This window comes from Paenibacillus agricola (genome assembly GCF_011440305.1).
In the GTDB taxonomy this organism is placed as follows: Bacteria; Bacillota; Bacilli; order Paenibacillales; family NBRC-103111; genus Paenibacillus_S; species Paenibacillus_S agricola.
On record NZ_JAAOIW010000034.1, the window covers coordinates 1 to 23,076 of the forward strand.

Here is a 23,076-nt window from a genome sequence, read left to right on the forward strand (position 1 = left end):
TTTCATGGTCAAAACAAATGTTTGTTATACACGGTATCGATAATGATTTAACGGTAAAGCTGGAAGAGATTTTTAATTTTAAGCATCCTGATGATCGAAAACGAGTATTTGAAACATTTTCGTTATCAGATGAGGCTAAAACACCCTATGAAATTGAATATCGAATAGTTCGTCCCAATGGGGAAGTACGATATGTTGTCGAAAGTACAGAATTTTTCTCCAATGGAGCATTAGGTACAATTCAAGATATAACGGAAAATAAAAATCTTCGATTACAATTAATTGAAGAACAACAATATTATAAGTCATTATTTGAAAATAATCCTGATGCTGTGTTTTCTTTTAATCTTCATGGGAATTTTTTATCATGTAATTCGGCTCTTCAAGATATGTTTGGATATTCAAAAGAAGAACTATTAAATGGGAATTTCGAGCATCTTGTAGAAATAGGATACTTGCAAAAAACTCAAGATCACTTTATGAAAACAATCAGGACGCGCCTGCCGCAAAATTATGAAACAACGGGTATACATAAAAATGGAGAAATTATAGATTTGTATATCACCAATATTCCTATAATAATTAATAACGAACTTGAAGGCGTTTACGGCATAGCTAAAAATATAACAGAAAAAAAAGCAATGGAGCAATCTTTATTAGAAGCCGAAACAAAATATCGAAGTATTGTAGAACAGTCTATAGTCGGAGTATTTATTGCCCAAAATGAAGTATTTATATATACAAATCCGCAATTAAATAAAATGTTAGGCTATAACTCATTAATAGGTCTAGATATATTGGAGACGATTCACGACGAAGATAGAGAAGCCATTTCTAGTAAGATTTTAAGTTTAACGGAAGGTCAATCCATCCAGAATATAAGCCACAGGGCGTTAAAACAGGATGGCTCTATTATTATTTGTGAGGTTCATTATACAAGAATACTTCATATGGGAAAGATAGCGACTATAGGTACTGTTTTAGATATTACGGATCGGAGGAAAACAGAGGAACTAAATCAATACTTAGCCTATCATGATTATTTAACCGATCTTCCTAATCGAAGGATGTTTGAGGAACAACTGGAAAAACAATTAATAATGGCGCAATTTTACAATAAAAAACTAGCAGTTCTATTAATTGATTTGGATCGTTTTAAGATAGTTAACGATACGTTCGGACATTCTATTGGTGACGCGTTGTTAAAGCAATTTGCAAATAGGTTGAAGAACTGTTTAGATGAAAGTCAAACTTCTTATCGCTTAGGTGGTGACGAATTTTGTATTGTGTTAACCGACATGAATAATATACATGAAATAATGTCCCTTTCGAATAAAATTATTCAAATAACCAAAAAAGAATTTATTATTAAAGGCTACGAGTTTAATATAACAGCAAGTATCGGTATCAGTGTGTCACCAGAAGATGGTAGTACATTAGAATCTTTATTCAAAAATGCCGATACCGCACTTTATTTTTCCAAATCACAGGGAAGAGATCAAGCTCAATGCTACTCATCTTCATTAAACGTCCAATCGTTTAAGAAATTTAATTTAAGCAACGATCTTCGAAAAGCAATAGATAAAAAAGAATTTTTCCTAGAATACATGCCTCGGGTAGATACTAAAAGCACTGAAATCCTTGGGGCAGAAGCATTAATTAGGTGGAATCATCCTGACTGGGGACTAGTTTCTCCCACAGAGTTTATTCCGATAGCGGAGGAAACAGGACTCATTGTTCCCATCGGTGAATGGGTTTTACGTGAAGCCTGTAAACAAAATAAACAGTGGCAAGACATGGGGCTCCCTCCAATTACAGTCTCGGTCAATTTTTCAGTACTACAGTTATTGAAACAAAATATATTGCAAACCATCGATGAAATCGTTGACGAGTCAGGAATATCGCCTGATCGGTTAGAAATTGAGATTACAGAGAGTTCCTTCATTAGTAATGAAAAAGAAGTGACCCAACTACTGGTTGAGTTAAAGAAACGGAAAATAAAAGCTTCACTTGATGATTTCGGTACAGGTTACTCTTCCTTATATTTGCTTAAACGATTAGCGCTGGATACGATTAAAATTGATAAATCATTTGTTGAGGAGATTCTAACGGATCCGGTTAATAGAAGCATTATTGAATGTATTCTGAATTTAGCTAAAGCGCTGCAAATGAATGTTGTTGCAGAAGGTGTAGAGACTGCTGAACAATATACCTTTTTGAAGGAAAGAAAGTGTGACGAGATTCAAGGATATTATTTCAGTCGTCCTATTGATCCTGAAGAATTTACGCACTTATTGAAGAATAAACTAATGATAAATCAATCATCGAAAACAAAACAAGAGAAACAGATTGCAAACCGCAGAGGGTACTTTCGGGTTAATCTTAAAAATCCATTGGTGGCAGGAATGACCATTTCCATGTTTAAGGGAAAGAGAGTTGATCTGGGCAGTACAGAAGTGTTTATTACAAATATAGGACCAAGTGGACTGAAGTTTTTATTAGGAGTTAAATTACCTGTTAATGATGACATTATTTTTAAATTTAGGACGGAAATATTAAATCAAGCCTATGAACTTCACGGGAATATTGCATGGAGTAACGAAATAGAGGGTGGCGAAGTTTATGAATACGGTGTTCAATTTCATATTGAAAAAAATGAACAGTTAGAATTGGTCAAAAATTTAAACCTATTAGCTATCAAAATTCGTGAAGGAGTTCCATCTAATACACAGATATTTGTTGGAGACCCAGTAAGTAGAATTAAAGAACAGAAAAATATTCCGTCGAGCATTCCGTGTTGCTGAAGGATATTCAAAGTATTCCAGTTGACCAGATTGATGTGTCGCTTTCTGGAGCGATTGATACCTTTGTCTATACGTCGAATCTATTGGAACTAAGTATTATGGAGGGCCAAGAGAACGGCTGTCAGACCCCCTGGGTTAGGATAGTTGTCATAGGCCTCTAGCAAAAGTATAGTTAGTTAAGAGGCACCAGAGAGGCGTGGTACTATGGCAAGATACAGCGAAGAATTTAAATACACAATCGTAAGAAGAATGATGCCACCCCAGAATGAGTCCGTAAATACAATAGCAAGAGAAACAGGGTTATCGGAAGCGACCTTACATCAATGGAAAAAGAAAGCAAGAGCTAAGGGGCTAGCGGTTCCAGGTGGTGAGCCTGAAGCAGAGCGTTGGAATACACAGGATAAGTTTTCAATTGTAGTCGAGACCGCTGCGCTTAGTGAAATCGAATTGGCAGAATATTGTCGTAGTAAAGGTCTTTATGTCGAACAAGTACAGGCATGGCGTGATGCTTGTATGCAGGCCAACGGGGGTATTGCCCAGCAAGCCAGTCAGATGCAGAAGAATATTCGGCAGAAAGACCGTGAAATCAAACAACTGAGTCAAGAGCTGCGGAGGAAAGAATCGGCCTTAGCTGAAACAGCAGCTTTACTTGTACTCAGAAAAAAGGCCCAAGCGATTTGGGGGGACAACGAGGCCGAATGATCAAGGCCCCAGATCGCAATAAAGCTATTGGATTGATCGAAGAAGCCGTCACTAGTGGAGCCAGAGAGCCGCTAGCTTGTAAAGAGATGGGCATTAGTCAGCGGACCCTGCAACGCTGGAGAAGTGACCTCACACCACGTGAAGACCAACGCCCCTTGGCAGAGCGACCCGTTCCCAATAACAAGCTGAACGAGAATGAAAGGGAGACGATTGTAAGGATAGTCAATCAACCGGAGTTCAAGAGTCTCCCACCTAGTCAAATCGTTCCACGACTTGCCGATCAAGGCGTTTATATCGCATCAGAATCCACTTTTTATAGAGTCTTAAAACAAAAAGACCTACAACATCATCGAGGAAGAAGCAAGAAACCCAGTTCCAAACCGATCTCCACGCATTGTGCAACAGGTCCTAACCAAGTTTGGATGTGGGATATTACGTGGCTTCCCGGACCGGCTAAAGGTATCTATTTTTATCTGTACCTCATCCTAGATTTATATAGCCGAAAAATAATAGCTTGGGATATTTGGCTTGAAGAATCCGCTGAAAATGCTAGCTCGCTTGTCAGACGAGGCGTGTTATCCGAACAGCGTCTAGCATCACCTCAACCCCTTGTGCTACATTCGGACAATGGCAGCCCTATGAAAGGTGCATCGCTGTTAGAAACCCTCTACCAGCTTGGCATAAGACCTTCAAGAAGCCGTCCAAGAGTAAGTAATGACAATCCCTATGCAGAATCTATCTTTCGGACTTGTAAGTACCGTCCAAACTATCCAGTAAAGGGATTCTCAGATCTAACAGAAGCGAGGACATGGGTGTTGTCCTTTGTACGGGGGTACAACCAAGAACACAGACACAGTGGGCTTAACTTTCTGACGCCCAATCAAAGACATGACGGTTTGACCGATCACATTCTCGGGCAACGGACCCTCGTATATTTGAACAAGCAAAATCGATGCATCCTGAAAGATGGTCAAAAGACATCCGAGACTGGACTTTAGAAGATGAGGTTTGGCTGAACCCTGAACGAGTCAGCAAAACATTAACCGAACCTATACGATCCTCTTAGCCTATACATAAATAGGTGTGCTACGACAACTAGCTTGACAAACACCGCAGACGGAGACGCTAGTTAATGAATTTACCAATCATATCTATAATCGCTCTTACATCCTGCGAGCACTGGGTGCCGTGTCGGAGGTGGCAACGCCAGAGTACGAGGAAATGGAAGACTTGCAAGCATTTGTCGCTGGGAAGTTCGGACCCGAGGTGGATTCCGTGGGTATTCAATCTACAGAACAGGTAGAATCGATTGAAGGAAATGAACCTGTTGGAGAGGCCGAACAGTCCGAACAGACCGAATACAGTAGCTGGAAAAACAATAAAGAAAATTTCGATAGCAGCCCGCTTGTCGCAGCAGCCATAGAAGCAGTAAGTTTTCAATTTCCGAACAAGCTGCACTCCATCGGGAAGCTTTTCAGAATGAAGACCAGAAGACAGGTGCACCCGAATTCGCGAGCTTCAGACCCTGCGTGTACCAGAATGGGCTTGTTTCGTCATGGTCAGGAGGCTCATAGGTATCTCGAAACATTCCCAGTCTCAACCCGAATACCTGGGTGGCATTAGATGGTGCCACCGTGCGAGACGGCGCTTATGCAAGCACGAATCAATTGGGGACGTCCGCAACGACCATAATCGATTTTTTTAAAGTGACTTCAAGGGTTGTGTTACATTTGCGTTTTGTTATCCTTTGGTGATTTCAAACACAATTTCGTAGGACCGAAGGCGTGCCTGATGATCAAAAATTTGGGAAATTACCATGATTTCATCCGCTTGGGTATTGGCCAAAAAGATCTGAAGCTTATCTTTCACGGTCTCAGAACTACCGATGATGGAGGATCCCAACTGTTGCTGCAAAGCTTCTATTTCATATTCATTCCACTGATCATTCAGGTTGTCCACTGGTGGCTGCAGCGGCACCTCATTATTCCGACCCAAGTTCAGAAATTGCTGCTTTAATGTAGTTGCCAGTCGCATTGCTTCTTCATCGGTATCTGCGGCAATGACGTTCACCCCAACCATAGCATACGGCTCACTAAGCGTCGTTGACGGCTGAAAGGCACTGCGATATAACTCCAGAGCAGGCAAGGTGCTATTAGGTGAGAAATGGCTGGCAAAAGCAAAAGGGAGACCTAGCTTGCCGGCCAGCTGTGCACTGAATCCGCTGGAGCCCAACAACCAAATGGGAATATTCAAACCCTCGCCCGGGATTGCCCTTACGGACGGTTTCCCTGAAGCTAAAGACGGATCAAAATAAGCGCGAAGTTCATCTAATTGCTCAGGAAAATCCTGTTCATTTCCAATACCACGTCTAAGAGCACGAGCGGTACGTTGATCGGAGCCAGGTGCGCGACCAAGACCAAGATCGATGCGGCCTGGATATAAAGATTCGAGGGTTCCGAACTGTTCGGCTATGACCAAAGGGGCGTGGTTAGGAAGCATAATTCCACCCGAACCTACCCGTATTTTTGAAGTGCCAGCAGCTACATGAGCAATGACCACAGATGTAGCGGAACTGGCAATAAAGGGCATATTATGGTGTTCAGCCAGCCAATAACGGTTGAAGCCCCACTTTTCAGCATGACGGGCAAGATCTAGCGTGTTTCGAAAAGAATCGCTGGGCGTGCTACCGACTACAATCGGAGAAAGGTCAAGGATTGAAAAAGGAATTCCATTTAGGGATTTTTCATTTTTATTTACAGCCATATTTTTAACCTCTTTCTTTTTTTGAGTTATTAACGATATTGCTTCAATTCTTTATATCGGATATTCTCTTTTTGCCCCATTCATACATCATCTCTAAAAGCGGAAGTAGCGTCATTCCAAGATTCGTCATCGGATATTCTACCCTTGGAGGAACTTCAGGAAATACCTCGCGATGGATAATCCCATCATCCATTAATTCTTTCAGCTGTCCCGATAACATTTTATGCGTAATTTTCGGCAACAGCCTTTGAAGCTCGCTGTAGCGTTGAGGGCCCTCTCTTCCTAAATGCCAAAGGATCACCAACTTCCACTTTCCTCCAATAACCGATAGAGTTAATTCTTTTTCACAGTTGAAATCCCCGTTTTTTATTTTATCCATTATTTCTTCTCTAAGATCGGACATTTTATTCCTCCTCACCGCCCAAAAGTTGCTTATTTGTAACCACCGCACAAAATAGTGCATTCTATTTTAATTTGGAAACGTCATTTATAATCGAATTTGTGGGAAGCATAAGTAAATGCACTGGACTACAGTTGCAGTATTATACCAAACAACCACATCAATAAAAACAAACACAATCTTCATAAAATTTGAATAGGGAGAGAAAAACACATGGAACTGCAATTAGCATTAGATCTTGTAAATATCCCAGAAGCAAAGAAGTTGATAAAAGAAGTTGAGGCTTATATCGATATTGTAGAAATTGGCACGCCGGTAGTCATAAATGAGGGACTAAGAGCTGTTAAGGAAATTAAAGAGGCATTCCCTAATCTGAAGGTATTGGCTGACCTTAAAGTCATGGATGCGGCCGGTTATGAAGTTATGAAGGCAGCCGAAGCCGGCGCTGACATCATCACAATCCTTGGAGTGGCCGAGGATATGACAATCAAGGGCGCAGTTGAAGAGGCCAAAAAACAACAGAAGCTTATTCTGGTTGACATGATCGGCGTTAAGGATATCGAAAGACGGGCGAAAGAACTCGATGAGCTTGGAGTAGATTACATCTGTGTGCACACCGGTTACGACCTTCAGGCTGTCGGGAAAAATTCATTTGAAGACCTAATGACCATTAAACGCATTGTAAAAAATACGAAGGTTGCCATCGCAGGCGGTATTAAGCTAAGCACGCTGCCTGAGGTCATTAAAGCAAAGCCAGATCTTGTTATCGTAGGCGGCGGTATTACCGGTGAGGAAGATAAGAAAGCTGTAGCGGCTGAAATGCAAAGATTAATTAAACAAGGATAATGCCATGATGCGTACAATCGAGTATCAAGCCGAAATTATAAAAGAGCTGAATCAAACGGTAAACCTAATTGCTGATGAAGAAGCTGATAAATTGGTGGATCGTATCCTCCGATCCAAGAAGGTTTTTGTAGCAGGAGCGGGCAGGTCCGGTTTGATGGTAAGGGCCTTTGCCATGCGAATGATGCAAATGGGCATAGAAGCTTATGTGGTAGGCGAAACGGTAACCCCGAATTTGGGAAAAGATGACCTTTTAATCATCGGATCCGGTTCGGGAGAGACAAAAAGCTTGGTGCCTATGGCCGAGAAAGCGAAAAGCTTGAGTGGTTCGGTTGCGATTGTAACGATTTCCCCTGAATCGACGATTGGAAAAATAGCGGATATCATTGTCAAATTGCCTGGATCTCCTAAAGATCAAACGGACAGCGGATATAAAACCATTCAGCCGATGGGAGCCTTGTTCGAGCAAACCCTCTTAGTATTTTGCGACGCGGTTATTTTGAAAATGATGGATAGCCAAAAATTGGATTCCAATACGATGTTCAGCAGACATGCTAATTTGGAGTAGGGCGTAAGAAATTAATCTATTAAAAGAGGCGACATGACTATTACCCCGGTAGAGGGAAATAGTCATGTCGCCTTTCGTTTCATCCTTAGACGACCGGAAACCATCCAGGCGTATTCATTATCGCTTGCCACAATGGATCTGGAACGACCAAACGATCCTGATCGCCTTTGCTTAAGGTGGTTCTGATTTCGGATTCCTTGCCATCGGCGATTTTCTGTACCCAATCTGGCTCTATGATGATTTCACGACCGATTGCAATCAATTCTACAGCCGATTCCAGTGCTTTCAGTGCCTCGTCCGCCGTATGAATCGAACCAACACCTATAATCGGAACACGTTTACCAACGCGTTCCTGGATCCATGCCAAGCGTGACTGGCTGGCATCAACCCCGTTCCTTGGCACAGACCAGAAGTCCATCAGGGAAACATGAAGGTAATCCAATTGCTTGTCCGCCAAGGCATCCACAAGAATCAGAGTTTCGTCCATGGTGATTCCTGGCTCCTCCGGCTCCTCAGGCGAGAAACGGTAGCCAACCATGAAAGGCTGCGTTGCATGCTCGGCCACAATGCGTTTCACTTCGTCAACGATGGCAAGTGGAAAGCTCAAACGTCCTTCGACATCCCCACCCCAGCGGTCGGTGCGACGGTTGGAATGCGGAGAGAAGAACTGCTGAATCAAGTAGCCGTTCGCTCCATGAATTTCGATACCATCATAACCTGCTTCAATTGCCCTGCGCGTAGCTTGGCCGAAGTCGCGAATTATGGACTCGATTTCCGAATCGGTCAGCGGTCTTGGGGTCACGCCTTCGTTCTGGTCGGAAGGAATGGCGCTGGCGCTAACCACATCTCCATTCGGTACCAGTGCAGGAGGCACCATGCGGCCACCATGGAAGATTTGCAGGATTGCCTTCGCGCCTTGCTTCTTGATGGCAGTTGCCAAACGCCGCAAGCTTGGAATCATCTCATCGCTATCTCCACCAAACTCGCCTGGAAAGCCCTTCCCGCTTGGAGTTACATACGTACAAGCCGTAATCACCATCCCTACCCCGCCGGACCGGCGAATGTAGTAATTAACTTCGGCGTCTGAAACCGTACCATCCTCGTGTGAAGAGAAGTTTGTCATCGGTGCCATCACGATCCGATTCTTCAGCTCTTGACCGTTGCCTAGCACGAATGGTTGAAACAAGGGTTTATAGGTTGTGTTCATCGTTCTCATGGTGTTATCACTCCGTTTTTTTCATTTTTGTGTACAGTATGCTACTGTTGTCCTATCGAAACAGTACTGTAATTATATTAGTTACAGAACATTTTGTCTAACTACTTTAAAAATATAATGAACTTACTTGCCCATACCGACAACACCGAGCGGGTGTTAATCGATAATATTATCTATTATCTGCAATTCCCCCATTATCCATCCGCCTCCATTAACTACCTTAGTTTCGCCGCTAGAATGATACGCTGAACCGTATCACAAATAGGGCGAAATTAAGCATTGTTAAAAATTCTGATATCATAAGCTATAAAAGGGGATGAAGGATAATCATTTATAAGGTGGCGCCATATATTTTAATGATTGGAATTTTTCTCGTTGTTTTGGATGGTCTCTGGGTCGTGGATACTTATGATTCATATTATACCTACCCGAAGGAAGCATTTATCTATTTGATTCTTGGAATATGCTTGACGATTATCAGTTATCTGATCATCCAGCGTAAAAGGAAGTGTGTTACTCAGATCAAGAATAAAATGATTATTGAACCAGGGATAGGAAAGGATAATCGGGTTTTCATCAACAAGATGTGGAAACTACGAGTGAAAATTGGAAACAGAATGGTTGGGTGTTCCCTTGTTATTCTGGCAATCCTCGCCATGTTTGATGTTGGTGTGGCGATTAGTCTGCTGCAGCCAATGATGTTCTTGGGAATGACCGGATTATCGTTTCTTTATATTATGAAAGATGAGGGTAAGGATATTGAGGAGGAGAATATTCAACCCAGAAGTCATAAATTGCGGAATTTACTGCGTCTGATCGATTACAGAGAACATCCTTTCAGCTTATCGCTGATCTTGTTTATTATCATTGTCCTGACATTTCTGCTGTCTAAGCAGTTCGGATTAATGCTGAGTCTGGAGACAAGTGGTAATCCCGTGTATGTCATGAGTTTACCAGTTGGTACGAATATCTTATCAGGATTAGTTTTTGCCTGTGGGTTTATCTATATCATTCAGCATTGTGATTTCTTCGGGATTCGTCAGGCAGAACAGGGTGAATCTAAACTGCTGCAGATTCATTTTTTCGAAATTATCATTTGTGGATCAACCTTCTTAATCTGGTTAATGATATCGATAGTTGCATTGTTCACAAGTTATTAAAATAAAAAATTAATGGAAGCATCTATATGTTTGAGTCTGTGGAATGATGGTTATCGGCACTAGTAGAATGGGAAGATGCTTCTTCAGCCAAATGATAGGACTGAGAGCCAAAGTAGAATTGTAAAGGGCTTTCAGTCTTTACAAGGTAATAATACAGCGGAGAGTATCATCAGATTGAAGAAAGAACTTAAGAAGTTCATGAAGTTGGACGAATTGACTCCTGAGATGGTGCACAGATTTATTCATAAAATTGAAGTACAGGCGGATGGCACGGTAAACATTCATTACAAGTTTACCACCACCGCTCTTCTTACGGCTTAAATTACAGTGACCGACACACTACTCATGTGGAGTGCGTGGTAAGGATATATCGGGAGGATATTTTTGAAGCTCAGTTTAATGAGAAATAACAATAATAAGGGTTTTTGGATGTGAGGTACAGCCAAGTTATGAGGTGATCTCGTTGGCAGAAACAAGCTATAGCAGGCTACTTGAATTTATATTCTACTTTGAAGATGTGAACGTAGCATTTTGTAAGTGGAGTTCTGGAAAGAGGGATGAAAATGGTGTGTATACTATGCCATATCCTATTTACGATGATAGATTGAAGGAATTTATTCAAGCTGTATATGATAGTGATTTAATGATGAATCATTATTTGAATTATATTAAAAAAATTGGCTCGGTATCAGACATTGTTCGTGGTATTAACGATGTCGAAGATATGGATACATTAAGGGCGTTTCTGACATACTTTGTGCGTCAAGAAAGATTTTGTGATGGATTGTGGGCTAAGGCCGCTGAAGACAAGATATTTCTTCAGATTTTATTAAAGCTACGAGAATTAACGGATTCTGAGTAATTGAACAATGAGGATAATATTAGAGATTTAGTCGGGAGCGTAAATTATTTTGTGTAAATGGTTTTTACCGACAAACCGTTCATCCAGAGGCTTTACATGGAGGGTTGGGCATCGTTCGACAAGTTCTGCTATAAGCGCCAATCAGCGTGAAAAGCAGGAGATTACACATTTGTTATCTTAACTTTACAACCGAGGATGGGAATGACGGATCCATGTTTCCTGAAACCATCCCGCCAATACTCCTGCATGCGTCACGGCTGACAGGTCATGGGGTATGAAGAACAGGTGAATTCGGCAGAACGGAGGCTACAGCCATTCCTTCGGAAAAGGTATGCCAACGGATATGCCGCGCGGCTGAAAAACTAGATAGGGTGAGAATCGTTCCAAGTAAGGAACTGACAAACAACCGAATGTACAGGTCTAAAATCCCGACATAGGGAAACCTATGTACCATCAAACGACGGTGTGAGTGGCGTAAAGTAAAAATATGCCCTCTGAAATACGCTATGCCGAACCATGGCGGCATCCAACTCACAGGCCTACAGGGAGCACCTAAGTCCAGAACGGAAAGCTAGGTTGTAAGGGACTTGGAAAGCAAGGAACGCTGTAACAAGGGCTGTCACCCCAAGCGGTTGCTATAAGGTTTATTCCGAAACGCATTTATCCTTGTGAGGGTAGGGGCACGACTGATGAATCCCCTGTAATGGGAGTGGAGGAACAGCCCCAAGTCTAACTGAAAATAACGATCATTTTCCAAACGTGAATGGCACCGGTCGGGTAAGAACGTGGGAACATCACCTCTAAATAAGGAGGGATGCCACAGTGCAAGCCTTGAGATACTGGGATTATTACGGCATGACGGAACTCTTTACGGACTTATATGACAGAGCCGCGAAACAGGAAACTTTTTCGAATTTGTACGATATGATCACATCGAGAGAAAATATCCTGCTAGCCTATCGAATGATGAAGTCCAATAAAGGGTCAAAGACGCCGGGAACCGATGGGAAAACCATCATTGACATACAAAAGCTATCCGACGATGAACTAGTGACAGAAATTCAAACCAAACTGCAAAACTATCATCCTAAGAAAATAAGACGGAAACTCATCGAAAAAGACAATGGTAAGTTAAGACCGCTCGGAATTCCTTGTATCCTGGATCGCATCATTCAGCAATGTTTCAAGCAAGTGTTTGAACCCATTGGAGAAGCTCAGTTCTACAAGCATAGCTACGGTTTCAGACCGCTACGGTCTACACACCATGCGATGGCAAGGGTACAATTCCTTGTCAATCACGCGCAGCTGCATTATGTGGTAGACATCGATGTTGAAAAGTTTAGCGACATTAATTTTCAGCCCAGAATAGCCGTTTAGACTATTTATATAAGGGGAATCTCTAAAAATCTCATCCAATCGCAGTATCTCGCGAAATTTCGTTATGTTCCCGTTCGAGTGCCGTAAGGTGTCTGAAAAGAGTCAACAGGGTCGCCTTTAAGGCCGAGAATTGTGCGCATCTTCCGCATCGGATGGTGCTTTGAAAGATCCTTGAGGTCTGCAATCGTTACGTGCAGATAAATTTGGGTGGTCATTAAACTTTTATGCCCTAGAAGCTTTTGAATGGACACTAAATGAGCCCCTTCCTGGAGAAGGTGCGTGGCACAGGTATGGCGCAGCTTATGAGGTGTGACCTGCTTGTCAATCTGAGCTTCCACAGCATATTTCTTGACCATAAACTGAATAGCTCGAGGGGTCAGGGCACCGCCTTTCTTACTTACGAACAGTTCAGGAATGCTGCTTGTTTGGGATGCTAAGTATTCCTGTATGGCCTCATCTACAGTCGGATCTAGCGGTACATAACGCTCACGGCCGCCTTTGCCGGAGATGAGAATACGTCCATCGCCTCGGTTTATGTCGATTGTTCTTAGCGAGCAGATTTCGCTTACACGCAGCCCTGCAGAATAGATCAAGGTAAGGATCGCTCGGTCGCGGCGTCCTAAAATGGTGGTTGTATCTGGCATGGCAAGGATGCCCTGCATTTCCTTGTTGTCTAGGACGACGGGCAAGCGCTCTGGCGTGTCCAGCAGCTTAGGCCATTTCTCGCGTTCGTCTTGCTTCGAGTCCAATAGCTCCATGAGGATAAGGAAGTCAATGAATGCAGACAAGGTAGCGAGCTTTCGAGCGACTGCTGCCGAAGCGTTTTTTCGGTCAACACGAAGGTAACGGATGTAATCCACAACGATCTTTGCCTTCGAAGGGTTATCCACTTGAGGATAATGAACAGCGCAAAATGCTTTCCACACTTTCAAATCGATGGCATAGGCTTCTGCGGTTTTAGGGCGACAACCTCGGACCATCTGTGTAAATTCTAAGAAGTCTTGAATGGTGGATTCACGGTTCATTGGATTTCGCTCCTGACGAAGGTGTAATATTTTTGCGCAGCAGGCTGACAGCTTTTCGAATATCTTCAAAATCCACATGGGCATAAGGTGTCGTCTCGGCTAGCGTCTTGTGCCCGAGTGCCTTAGCGATGACCTCGATGCGCCCGCCTCTTTGGATGAGATGGGCGGTAAAGGTATGGCGGATCGTGTGAGGGCTTACCGGTTTCTGGATGCCAGCTACTTCGGAGTAATGGCGGATGCGCCGCGTCACGGTCCAAGGTTTGATCCTGGTGCCTTTTAGATTGAGCAGAAAGGGGCCGGTCTTGGCTTTGCGATGCAGGCCAACATACTGCTTTAGATCATCCAGCGCAGCTTTTGGAATGGCAATTTGCCTGTCACGGCCCTTACCATTTCTGACGTGAACCCAGCCTTCCTTTAGGTCTACATCTTCTATGTCTAAGTTGCTTAGTTCTCCGACGCGGATGCCCGTGGCATAGAGAACCAGGAGGAAGATGTAATCTACAAAGCCTTCAGGCGTGGAACGGTCTGGCGCCGCGAGCAGACGAAGCATTTCATCTTCCGTAAGATATTCTTGTTCTTTGGGTTGCCGTGGTACCATCTTGAGCGCCTCCATGGGATTGTCCGATCTCCAGCCGCGATCTACAGCGTAGGCAATAAAGGAGCGAAGATGGGATAAGTTTTTATCTATGGTACATGGGGAGATTCCGGCTTGTCTACGGGAACTGAGCCAACGGATGATGTCTGCGCCACGCAAGGCTCCGACACCTTGTTCCATACAGGATGGACACCCTACGGCAAAGCGAGTGAGGCTGAAACGGAATTCTTTCAAGGAGCCTTTACTGTACTTACTCATGCCCTCCGCGGTTCGAAGAAATGCCTCGATCTGCTCCGAGAGCGTGCCAGTAAGAGCATCCGCTACAGGTGTTACGGTGTATTTTCGACGATGAGAGCTCTTGAGCTTTTGCCGTGATCCTTCCACTAGCTGGAGCTTGGGGCGAACCGGTATGACTGCTACATTGATCGGATGCGCCGCCAGTGTTGCCGCAATCTCTGGGTTTTGAATTTGCGCATAGTGCAGCGTTGTGGTGATCCGCTTGTGTCCGAGCCAATCCTTAATGTGCACGATATTGCCTCCCTCTTGGAAGAGATGAGTCGCACAAGTGTGACGCAATTGATGAGGGCGTAGGGGCTTCACCCACATCTGGGAATAGCTTCGAAACGTGACGCCGACCAAATTGTTGTCCATCTCTTCTTTTCTCCAGGTCAAGAGAAGAGGCGCGTCGGCAGTCAGGTCTTGCCGTGTTGCTAGGTAGACCTGCAGTAGTTCCAGTACTTCTCCGACAACGGGAACCCTTCGATCCTTACGCCCTTTTCCCGCACGGATGCAAAGGATCTGCTCCTCCCAAAGTACATCACGCAATTGAAGATTGGCTGCTTCACCAGCTCGAATGCCAGTTGCGTACATAAGAGCAAAGAGTGCTAGATTGCGTTTGCGGATGGGATCGAACTGTTTCCGCCCCAAACACGATTCGATCTGGCGACGAAGTTCCTTAAGGCAGTCTTGAATCTCTTCTAACGAGGCAACCTCAGGTAGGGTTTGATGGGCATCCAGATTGGTGTATGAGAGCCCTAGTGCAAGATTGTCCGAACGGTATTCCTGTTGATGCAGATATGTAAAGAATGAGCGTATTTGGCTGACGATGAGATTACGGTAGCCAAGGGATTTGCCCTCTGTACGCTCGATGCAGTAATTTTCAAGATGAACTAGCTGGGCCGTTTCAAGGACAAGGGAATGCGCTTGAAGATAGGCTGCCAGTTTCATTAATTCTCTCCAAGTCCCAAGGACGACTTTGGGGGTGTACCCACGGATAACAGTTTAGTATTCTCGATAGCTTTCGATGATAGACTCCACAAGACTTGCTCCTCTCTCTTCGCTAGTGTACTGGATCTGGCGATCCAGTACACTAGCGAATCTTCTGGGTCTATCTTATATCGCTAAAGAAAAGTTCTTTGACCGGGTAAACCACGACAAGCTCATGGCGAGGGTGGCACGGAAAATCGAGGACAAGCTTGTCCTCAGACTGATCCGCTCCTACTTAAACGCCGGGGTTATGTCGCAGGGAGAGCTGGAACGCACGGATGAGGGAACCCCGCAGGGCGGTCCGCTCAGCCCACTTCTGGCGAACATTCTGCTGGACGATCTGGACAAGGAACTGACGAGAAGAGGGCTGCGGTTTGTCCGCTATGCGGACGACTGCAACATCTTTGTCGCCAGCAAACGTGCCGGAGGGCGTGTCATGGAATCGGTGATTCACTTTGTGGGTATGCGTCAAATAGCCCCCACCTAGCAGTCAGATGGGAGCGGGTGTATGATGGACATAGATTAGCTTAAGCGACAAGAATCCGGGAGTTGTGGTGACCACGGCATAAACGGCTCCAATACCTGAGGCTCTTGCAGATCAGCCACTTGTGGCAACTGTTCAAACAAGTACTTCAGATATCGGAAGGGATGCAGCCCGTTTTCCTTGGCGGTCTCGACCACACTGTAGATGGCTGCGCTGGCTTGGGCTCCGCTTGGCGTATTCGCAAAAAGCCAATTTTTTCGGCCAATGACAAAGGGCTTTATGGAGCGTTCACTGCGGTTGTTGTCGATCTCAAGGATACCGCCTTTCATGAAAGCCGTCAGCTTGTCCCACTGGTTCAGGCTGTAGCCGACCGCTTGTCCCAGCAAACTCTTGGGCATCGTCCGGGATTTCTGCTGGCGAAGCCAAGCATAATAGCCATCCAGCACGGGGCGGCTTTGCTTCTCGCGGGCCGCCAGCCGCTCTTCGGGTGTGGCTTCGACGAGCCCCCGTTCAATCGCAAATAGCTGGTTACACCAATCCAGCCCCTGTGCCGCCACACTGTGCGGATTGTTTCTCGCTTCCGGTGCGGCCTTCCGCGCCTCATCGTACTTACGTCGCGCATGTGCCCAGCACCCCACCAGCGTTACATTCTTGACCTTGTGGTAACCCGCATAGCCATCCACGTGCAAATATCCCTGGAATCCTGCCAGAAAATCGCGCGGATGCTCACCTCCGTGGCCACGCTGGTAGTCGTAAACCACCGCGGGCTCTACGCCTTGGCCTGTCCGATACAACCACATATAGGAGTCCGACTCCGCCGCTTTCCCCGGTTCATTGAGCACCTGCAACGTGGTTTCATCGGCATGCAGCGCTCCTTGCCCCAGCAAATGGCGCTTCATCTCCGCTACGACCGGCATGAGCCATTGCTTGGCGCCATAAACCATCCAGTTTGCCATCGTTTGCCGAGATAGGGGAAAGCCCTGGCGGACAAACTCCTGTTCCTGCCTGTAGAGCGGTTGGCTGTTCACATATTTCTGGCACATGATGTGCGCCATGACCGATGGCGAAGCCAATCTCCCCGGATAGACCGGCCGTGGCATCGGTGCCGTGATGATCGGTGTTTGCAGTCCATGGCGCTCACAGTGGCGGCAGGCATAGACCTGCCGTACATGCTCGACCACCTTGACTTGTGCCGGCACCACTGCGATTTCCCGGCGAGTCTCCGTGGTTATTTCATGCAAGGCCCCGCCGCAGCAGCTGCAGGTTTGGTCGCCTTCGGCTAGGGCATAGACCACCGTTTCTACGGGAAGCTTCGAGAGGTCGGCTTCACGCTTGCCGCTCGTTTTTCGGCGCCCAACTGTAGCCTCTCCCTTCTCTGGCTCCTGCTCTGGCGCTGCTGTCACTTCGGCTTCATTGAACAGGTTAAGCTCCAGTTGGTCGGGGTGCGTCTTTTCGCTGGAAGCGCCGAAGCGCTTCTGCTGCGCCAGCCGGAACTGCTCTTCATACCATTGGAGTTTGGCCGATAGCTCGGCAAGTTCACGGGCTTGCTTCGTATTTTGTTGCTCCAGCTGGGCGTTTTGCTGCTGGAGTTGTTCGAGAGTGGGGGATTCGTTTTCGATTCGCATTGCATTCATTTCGACACGGATCGGGCCACATCCTGCCTAGCGGTTCCTTAAATCGCCACTTCAGGTGAAACACGTGGATGGGCTTGCCCTTGGGTGAGCGATAACCCATCGAGCAGCCAGCGCAGCTCCCGCGGGTGAGGCAAAGCGGAGCGCTGCCTCCGGTGGGCCACTGAAACGTGCCGCGCTCCAGCCTGTGCGCTTAGCTCCTTTGTTTTTGGCATCCACTGCTGATTTCTTGAGCAGATTGTGGGCAAGAGAAAGCCACCCGACCTCTAGACTTACTTTGGGTAAGCCTCGAAGCAGGAACCTTCGAAATCCACGGTTGTTTTTCATATCTCCAAACACAGGTTCCGGTTCAATCATGCGGCGAACCGCTAGTGTATAACCTTCCTCGCTACGGAGTTTTTCACGCGCCTGGTTCTTTAATCTCAAATACTTCATGCTCACTTTGATCTCGCGATTTCCTTCAGCCTTCGTACATTTTGGCTTCAACGGACATCCTTCACAACTTGTACTCCGGTAATGACGATGCTGAATTTCGTAGCCACTTTCTGTTTTTCCCTTGCTCTCTCTACGGAAAACCAGGTTTTGTCCGGCTGCACATGTCCATGTATCTTGTTCTTCGTTGTAGGTCCAGTTGTCGATTTTACTAATATCCGTTTGCCACACTTTGCTATTCTCACGGTGGTAGGTGCTGTATTTGACAATGGCGATGGCTTCGTTTTGTTCTAAAAAGTTATAGTTCTCTTCGCCACCGTATCCCGCGTCGGCGATGACTGTGCCTGGCATTTTTCCCAGTTGCGACTTCACTTTTTCTAAATGAGGGATGAGACAACGTGTATCTGTCGGTCTTTGATGCACACTGTAACCGAGGATAAATTGATTTTCGGTACCGATCTGCACATTGTAACCCGGCTTAAGCTGACCGTTACGCATATGATCTTCTTTCATTCGCATGAACGTAGCGTCGGTTTCCGTCTTGCTGTAACTGTTTCGGTTGCCTAAAATCCCTTCATGCGATTCATACTTTTGAAGGCGCGGGAGCAAGTCTTTTCGGAGCATGCGCACGGCTTTCTTCAGCGGCTTGTCCTTTGGTTTTTCAAGCAGCTGTTCTTCTAATTGTTTGACGGCGTTCTCCAGTTTTTCGCTTGTGATTTTCGACGATTCTTCCAGCTCTCTGAGATCCGATCGGTCATTGGCCACTTCTTCGTGTTTTTCGGCCTCTTCAATAGTAGGAAACAAGGTCTGCACTTTCTCCTGAAGCTTTGCTTTATGCTTTACAACGGCTTTACCCCAAACAAACGTATACCGATTGGCATTCGCCTCGATCTTGGTGCCGTCGACAAAGTAGTGCTCAAGCTGTACGTAGTTCTCCTCAGCCAGAAATTGAAGAACCGCGGTAAAGACAGTCTCTAACACAGCTTTCATCCTCTCGGAACGAAACCTGTTAATGGTACGGAAGTCCGGGCGTTGTCTGCCAGCAATCCACATGAACATGATATTCTCTCGGACGGCCTTGGCGATCTGGCGAGAAGAGTAGATGCGCTGGGTGTAGGCGTAAATGATGACTTTTGTTAGCATTTTCGGGTGATAGCTATCTCGTCCACCACCGGGATAAGCGGCGTCAAAGACTGAATTGTCCAGCCGATTTACGGCGGCGTTCACAATACGAACGAGGTGATTTTGAGGAATATCTTCTTCCAAATCCATTGGCAGCGTAAGTTGATGCATGGTATATTGAATGTACAAAGAAACCGTCTCCTTTTAAATGGTGGGTCGCACTTCCATTTTACCAGGAAACGGTTTCTTTTTGTTTTACAAAATTGTAAAAAGAGGGTGCCCAGCCAAATTCATGGCTTTTGGGACACCCTCTTTATTTGTCACAAAATTCGCATTTAAAGTGATACGCTGAATCTTATCAAAAGTAAGGTTAATTTACTTATTTTATCTATAATTATAGTGCTTTGCGTTGTCCGTTTGAGCTTAAGTATGCATTGCGTCCAGCACCAAGACCCACAAATAGTAGAAGAATACTGGCTATGACTAAGATCATCAATGAAAAAAACCAAGTGTTGGTTAAATCATGAAGATAGCCGAACAGAATCGGGCCGATGGCAGCCAGAAGATAGCCGATGGATTGAGCCATACCTGACAATTCGGCAGATTGTCGAGCGTTGTGTGTTCGAAGTCCAAAGAAAGCAAGCGCTAAGCTAATACTTGATCCTACTGCCAACCCGATACAAATAATCCATATCCATGTTAGCGCCACAGGACCGAACAACAATCCGATATAACCTAAGAGATGAAAAATGACCGTAACGATGACGATTCCTTTTTGATTCTTTTGACGGCCAGCCAGAACTGGAACGATGAAAGAGATGGGGAGACTGACAAACTGCATAGCAGATAACATCCACCCAGATGAAGCGATACTCATGCCCCTCTCATGCAATATCACGGGCAGCCAAGTTGCATTAATGTAAAACATCAAGGATTGAATTCCCATGAATAGCGTGACTTGCCATGCCAGAGTTGAAAGCCAAATAGAGCTTTCTCCTTCATAAACTTTCGTAATATGACGGTAACGAAGCTGAGGCAGCCAGCATAGGACTGCTAATCCTGCTAATAAAGCCCAGCTGCCAAGAGATCCGCGCCAGCCTAAACCTGCCCCAACTGAAAGTGGGACACTAATCCCAGATGCCAAGGCACCAAAGACGTTCATGGATACAGAGTAAGCACCTGTCATCGGTCCAACTTGGTTGGGGAAATCCCGTTTAACTAAACTTGGCAGAAGCACATTGCCAACTGCAATGGCCAAGCCTATGATAAACGTTCCTATAAATAATGACATTACCGATGGGACAGAACGTACAATAATCCCTAGCGTAAGCAGGACCAAGCTGGCCATCAAGGTGAGTTCCATCCCTATTCTGTGAGCTATCTTAGGTGCGAGCGGAGAGAGGATGGCAAATGCAAGCAGCGGTAAAGCGGTAAGCATGCCAGTTATAGTGTTTGACAAGTTGGTTTGGGAGCGAATGGCTCCGATTAAGGGACCTACTCCAGTGATGGCAGCCCGAAGGTTTGCGGCTATTAGCATAATTCCTAATATGAGTATTACAGTCTTGGCACGAGAGTGTACCGCCAGCTTTTTTTTAGCATTATTAATAATCATAGTGCATTAAACCTGCTTTCTTAGTGTAACCAAGGTGTCTCTTAGTCCGTATACATAATGGAGGTTTTTAGCCTCTTTTTTTATAAAAGTAATTTGACTCAATGTTTATTATTTTGTACTATAAGTCATACAATGTCAAGAAAGGATGCTGCACAATGATCATAACGAAGCAGGAGATTATCCGGTCGGCCACCAAGCTTTTTAAGGAACGGGGATTTCTTTTGACTTCAATCCAAGATATTGCAGACGACTGCCTCATAGCTAAGGGTTCAGTTTATAAGTATTTTCAGTCAAAGGAAGAATTGTTTAGCGAAGTATTCGATCACTGCCAGAACACCTACTTTGAACAGGCCGAAAGGATTAAGTTCCTCCCAGGAATTTCATCGAGAGAGCTGTTTTTTCAGCAGATTGTTTTTCGGTTTCAGTATTTTTTGGAGTATAAGTTCATACTAGTCGAATTCACAGAGCTACCCATTCAGCAAGATGCTAAGTTCTATCCGCTGCGGCTTCGCGTGAGGGGCAGGTTGATGAAATGGCACAAAGACTGTCTTTTGGATATGTACGGTAAGGAGATAGAACTTCACTTATGGGATCTGGCGTTCATTTATAAAGCGCTTCTAAAAGAGTACCTGTTCTGGATCATTCACGAGGTAAAGATGTTATCGATCGAAGGGACTGCTCACTTTATATTGGAAAAGATGGATGTACTGGTTAAGCATTTGATTGCATCCGAGTCGAAACCAATGCTGCAGCAATCTTCCTTCGAACAGTATATCCATTGGGGATTGGAAGGAAGGGAAGAAGGGAAAGCTCAGGTCATTGCGGAACTGCTCAGGAAGCTCACTATGACTCTTAACGAAATACAGGCAGGGAATGAGCACCGACGAGAACTGCATGAAATTCTGAATTTGCTTAGAAATGAGATAAGCAAAAAGGTACCGAACGGACCGTTGACACATGCTTTATTAGCCTACTTGGAAAAGGAAAACGAGCTGAAAAGCCTAGTATTACAGTTAAAAAACATTATTGCCAGCGATACGTAAAGTTTTCAATATTAGTATGCCGTTCATATTGTATTAATACACAACCGATTAAAGTTGTGGATTTTGCTTTTCCTGCGATTAGCGGCTTTCCCATTGTTTGTTATAGGTTGATCTGGTAGGTTTTGACCTTGCTTCGAAAAAGTAGACACAAAGAAAGCGAGTCTGTCAAGAATTTTGTGTAACCTAGTAAAAGGGAAACTAGCAAAGACGGTGCCGGGCCTGACATGGAGCCTCTAGAGGGCACGATTAAATCGCGATGTGCGAATGGGCTTAACGCCTCTTCGCTCGGCCAGTTAGCCTATCATGCCCGCCCACGAGGGACGGGCAGGATAACTTAAAAGGAAAATATTTACACATGAACAAACATTCTGTACAATAAACGGGAAACATACCAAAATCAAGGGTGGTTTTCCAATGAGTGAACAAGTTGTTGAACGTTTTGTTGATCGTATTGATGCGGTCTTTCTCCCTGTTAGGAATCTTAAGGAGTCATTGGAATGGTATCAAAAGGTGTTTGGGTTTGGTCTACGCTGGAGCAATGAAAGAATGGCTGGACTAGCAATTGCACCAAATTGCGGGTTTCATTTAGTACAAATCCCAGATTTTGAGCTATCAATAAGTACACCCCTTTTAATTTTGTTGTGAAGAATGCAGATGAAGTTAGGACCAGACTTCGACAACATGGAGTAGAAGTGTCCGAAATAAGAAATGGTGAACCTAAACGGTTTGATCTTACGGATAATAACGGGAATATGATAAGCGTCATTCAAATATAGATTTTGCTATTGAACAATCGGCGAACGATAGCAAGAAAGGCTCACTCCTCAGAATATTTTCGTTAGAAGAATTTGTTCGGAATTATAATACCATAATTTGGAATGATTGTGCTGCACTAATCTGCCCGTCCCTCGGTTTTAAGGGTTTATCTCGCATATACTCACTCATTCGCAGGATTTCGTCGCCTTGGAAAACAGTTGCTGCTTGGAAAGTACGCTCATTAGACATCATTAGACACCGTTATTCCAATCTTGGGCATGCGGGAACAGAAGAAGCGTATGGAACATTTCCCCAAGTGTTATTCTTCTGCACGCATACTCCACAATTTCCTTGGGGGTTCACCATCCCACGACTCTACGGGTCTATGCCCTCACATTCCTCCCTCAGAATGATA

16 protein-coding genes and 4 pseudogenes are annotated in these 23,076 nt (G+C 44.9%); 12 read left to right on the forward strand and 8 right to left on the reverse strand.

All coding sequences use genetic code 11. The annotated features are described in order from the left end of the window. Positions 1–17 precede the first annotated feature (17 nt). The 3 genes and pseudogenes from G9U52_RS37490 (at position 18) to G9U52_RS37500 (ending at position 5,129) form a co-directional block, all read left to right on the forward strand. A complete protein-coding gene (locus tag G9U52_RS37490; RefSeq protein ID WP_243767791.1) occupies positions 18–2,804 on the forward strand; it encodes an EAL domain-containing protein in 2,787 nt (928 codons plus the stop codon). A gap of 204 nt (positions 2,805–3,008) precedes the next feature. Further along, a pseudogene (locus tag G9U52_RS37495) lies at positions 3,009–4,572 on the forward strand (IS3 family transposase). A 131-nt stretch (positions 4,573–4,703) separates the two neighbouring features. Beyond that, the gene (locus tag G9U52_RS37500; protein ID WP_166158165.1) at positions 4,704–5,129 is read left to right on the forward strand and encodes a hypothetical protein; all 426 of its coding nucleotides are present in this window, start codon (positions 4,704–4,706) and stop codon (positions 5,127–5,129) included. Positions 5,130–5,246: 117 nt separating this feature from the next. Here the strand turns inward: G9U52_RS37500 and G9U52_RS37505 are convergent, their stop codons facing one another. Beyond that, positions 5,247–6,269, reverse strand: coding sequence for an LLM class flavin-dependent oxidoreductase (locus G9U52_RS37505; RefSeq protein WP_166158168.1), 1,023 nt, complete (start codon positions 6,267–6,269; stop codon positions 5,247–5,249). Positions 6,270–6,312: 43 nt separating this feature from the next. Continuing rightward, on the reverse strand, positions 6,313–6,672 hold the full coding sequence (locus G9U52_RS37510) for a winged helix-turn-helix transcriptional regulator (protein ID WP_166158170.1): 360 nt from the start codon (positions 6,670–6,672) through the stop codon (positions 6,313–6,315). 210 nt (positions 6,673–6,882) lie between these two features. Here G9U52_RS37510 and hxlA point away from each other — a divergent pair, with 210 nt between their 5' ends. Both hxlA and hxlB read left to right on the forward strand, forming a co-directional pair. After that, on the forward strand, positions 6,883–7,515 hold the full coding sequence (gene hxlA, locus G9U52_RS37515; protein WP_166158172.1) for a 3-hexulose-6-phosphate synthase: 633 nt from the start codon (positions 6,883–6,885) through the stop codon (positions 7,513–7,515). A gap of 7 nt (positions 7,516–7,522) precedes the next feature. Next, positions 7,523–8,080 carry a 6-phospho-3-hexuloisomerase gene (gene hxlB / locus G9U52_RS37520; RefSeq protein ID WP_166158200.1) on the forward strand — a complete coding sequence of 186 codons (558 nt, stop codon included), beginning with the start codon at positions 7,523–7,525 and terminating at the stop codon, positions 8,078–8,080. 85 nt (positions 8,081–8,165) lie between these two features. Here hxlB and G9U52_RS37525 read toward each other — a convergent pair whose 3' ends face one another. After that, positions 8,166–9,287, reverse strand: a complete 1,122-nt coding sequence (locus G9U52_RS37525) for an NADH-dependent flavin oxidoreductase (protein ID WP_166158203.1) — start codon at positions 9,285–9,287, stop codon at positions 8,166–8,168. A gap of 347 nt (positions 9,288–9,634) precedes the next feature. Between G9U52_RS37525 and G9U52_RS37530 the strand changes: the two genes are divergently transcribed. The 4 genes and pseudogenes from G9U52_RS37530 to G9U52_RS37545 form a co-directional block, all read left to right on the forward strand. Further along, positions 9,635–10,456: a hypothetical protein gene (locus tag G9U52_RS37530; RefSeq protein WP_207953454.1), complete on the forward strand. Its 822-nt coding sequence runs from the start codon at positions 9,635–9,637 to the stop codon at positions 10,454–10,456. 75 nt (positions 10,457–10,531) lie between these two features. Continuing rightward, entirely contained in the window at positions 10,532–10,777 is a 246-nt protein-coding gene (locus G9U52_RS42015) for a DUF4368 domain-containing protein (RefSeq protein WP_375790324.1), read from the forward strand. A gap of 142 nt (positions 10,778–10,919) precedes the next feature. After that, on the forward strand, positions 10,920–11,318 hold the full coding sequence (locus G9U52_RS37540) for a DUF6508 domain-containing protein (RefSeq protein WP_166158181.1): 399 nt from the start codon (positions 10,920–10,922) through the stop codon (positions 11,316–11,318). A gap of 822 nt (positions 11,319–12,140) precedes the next feature. Next, positions 12,141–12,665 (forward strand): annotated as a pseudogene (locus G9U52_RS37545) (reverse transcriptase domain-containing protein); the annotation flags it as partial. A 92-nt stretch (positions 12,666–12,757) separates the two neighbouring features. Here the strand turns inward: G9U52_RS37545 and G9U52_RS37550 are convergent. Continuing rightward, entirely contained in the window at positions 12,758–13,720 is a 963-nt protein-coding gene (locus G9U52_RS37550; protein WP_166158184.1) for a tyrosine-type recombinase/integrase, read from the reverse strand. Beyond that, positions 13,710–15,542, reverse strand: a complete 1,833-nt coding sequence (locus G9U52_RS37555) for a tyrosine-type recombinase/integrase (RefSeq protein WP_166158187.1) — start codon at positions 15,540–15,542, stop codon at positions 13,710–13,712. The genes G9U52_RS37550 and G9U52_RS37555 overlap by 11 nt, the downstream gene beginning before the upstream one ends. Positions 15,543–15,720: 178 nt before the next feature. Between G9U52_RS37555 and G9U52_RS37560 the strand changes: the two are divergent. Beyond that, a pseudogene (locus tag G9U52_RS37560) lies at positions 15,721–16,041 on the forward strand (reverse transcriptase domain-containing protein); the annotation flags it as partial. Positions 16,042–16,103: 62 nt separating this feature from the next. Here G9U52_RS37560 and tnpC read toward each other — a convergent pair. From tnpC to G9U52_RS37575, 3 genes and pseudogenes are all read right to left on the reverse strand, one after another. Beyond that, the gene (tnpC, locus tag G9U52_RS37565) at positions 16,104–17,690 is read right to left on the reverse strand and encodes an IS66 family transposase (RefSeq protein ID WP_166158190.1); all 1,587 of its coding nucleotides are present in this window, start codon (positions 17,688–17,690) and stop codon (positions 16,104–16,106) included. 198 nt (positions 17,691–17,888) lie between these two features. Beyond that, positions 17,889–19,439, reverse strand: a pseudogene (locus G9U52_RS37570) (IS1182 family transposase); the annotation flags it as partial. Between the two features lie 205 nt (positions 19,440–19,644). After that, complete coding sequence (locus G9U52_RS37575) at positions 19,645–20,862, reverse strand: CynX/NimT family MFS transporter (RefSeq protein WP_166158193.1); 1,218 nt, start codon at positions 20,860–20,862, stop codon at positions 19,645–19,647. 155 nt (positions 20,863–21,017) lie between these two features. Between G9U52_RS37575 and G9U52_RS37580 the strand changes: the two genes are divergently transcribed. Together G9U52_RS37580 and G9U52_RS37585 are read left to right on the forward strand one after the other, a co-directional pair. Beyond that, positions 21,018–21,905, forward strand: a complete 888-nt coding sequence (locus tag G9U52_RS37580; RefSeq protein WP_166158195.1) for a TetR/AcrR family transcriptional regulator — start codon at positions 21,018–21,020, stop codon at positions 21,903–21,905. A 414-nt stretch (positions 21,906–22,319) separates the two neighbouring features. Beyond that, positions 22,320–22,550 (forward strand): VOC family protein, encoded by a 231-nt coding sequence (locus G9U52_RS37585; protein WP_166158198.1) that lies wholly within the window; start codon positions 22,320–22,322, stop codon positions 22,548–22,550. Positions 22,551–23,076: the final 526 nt, after the last annotated feature.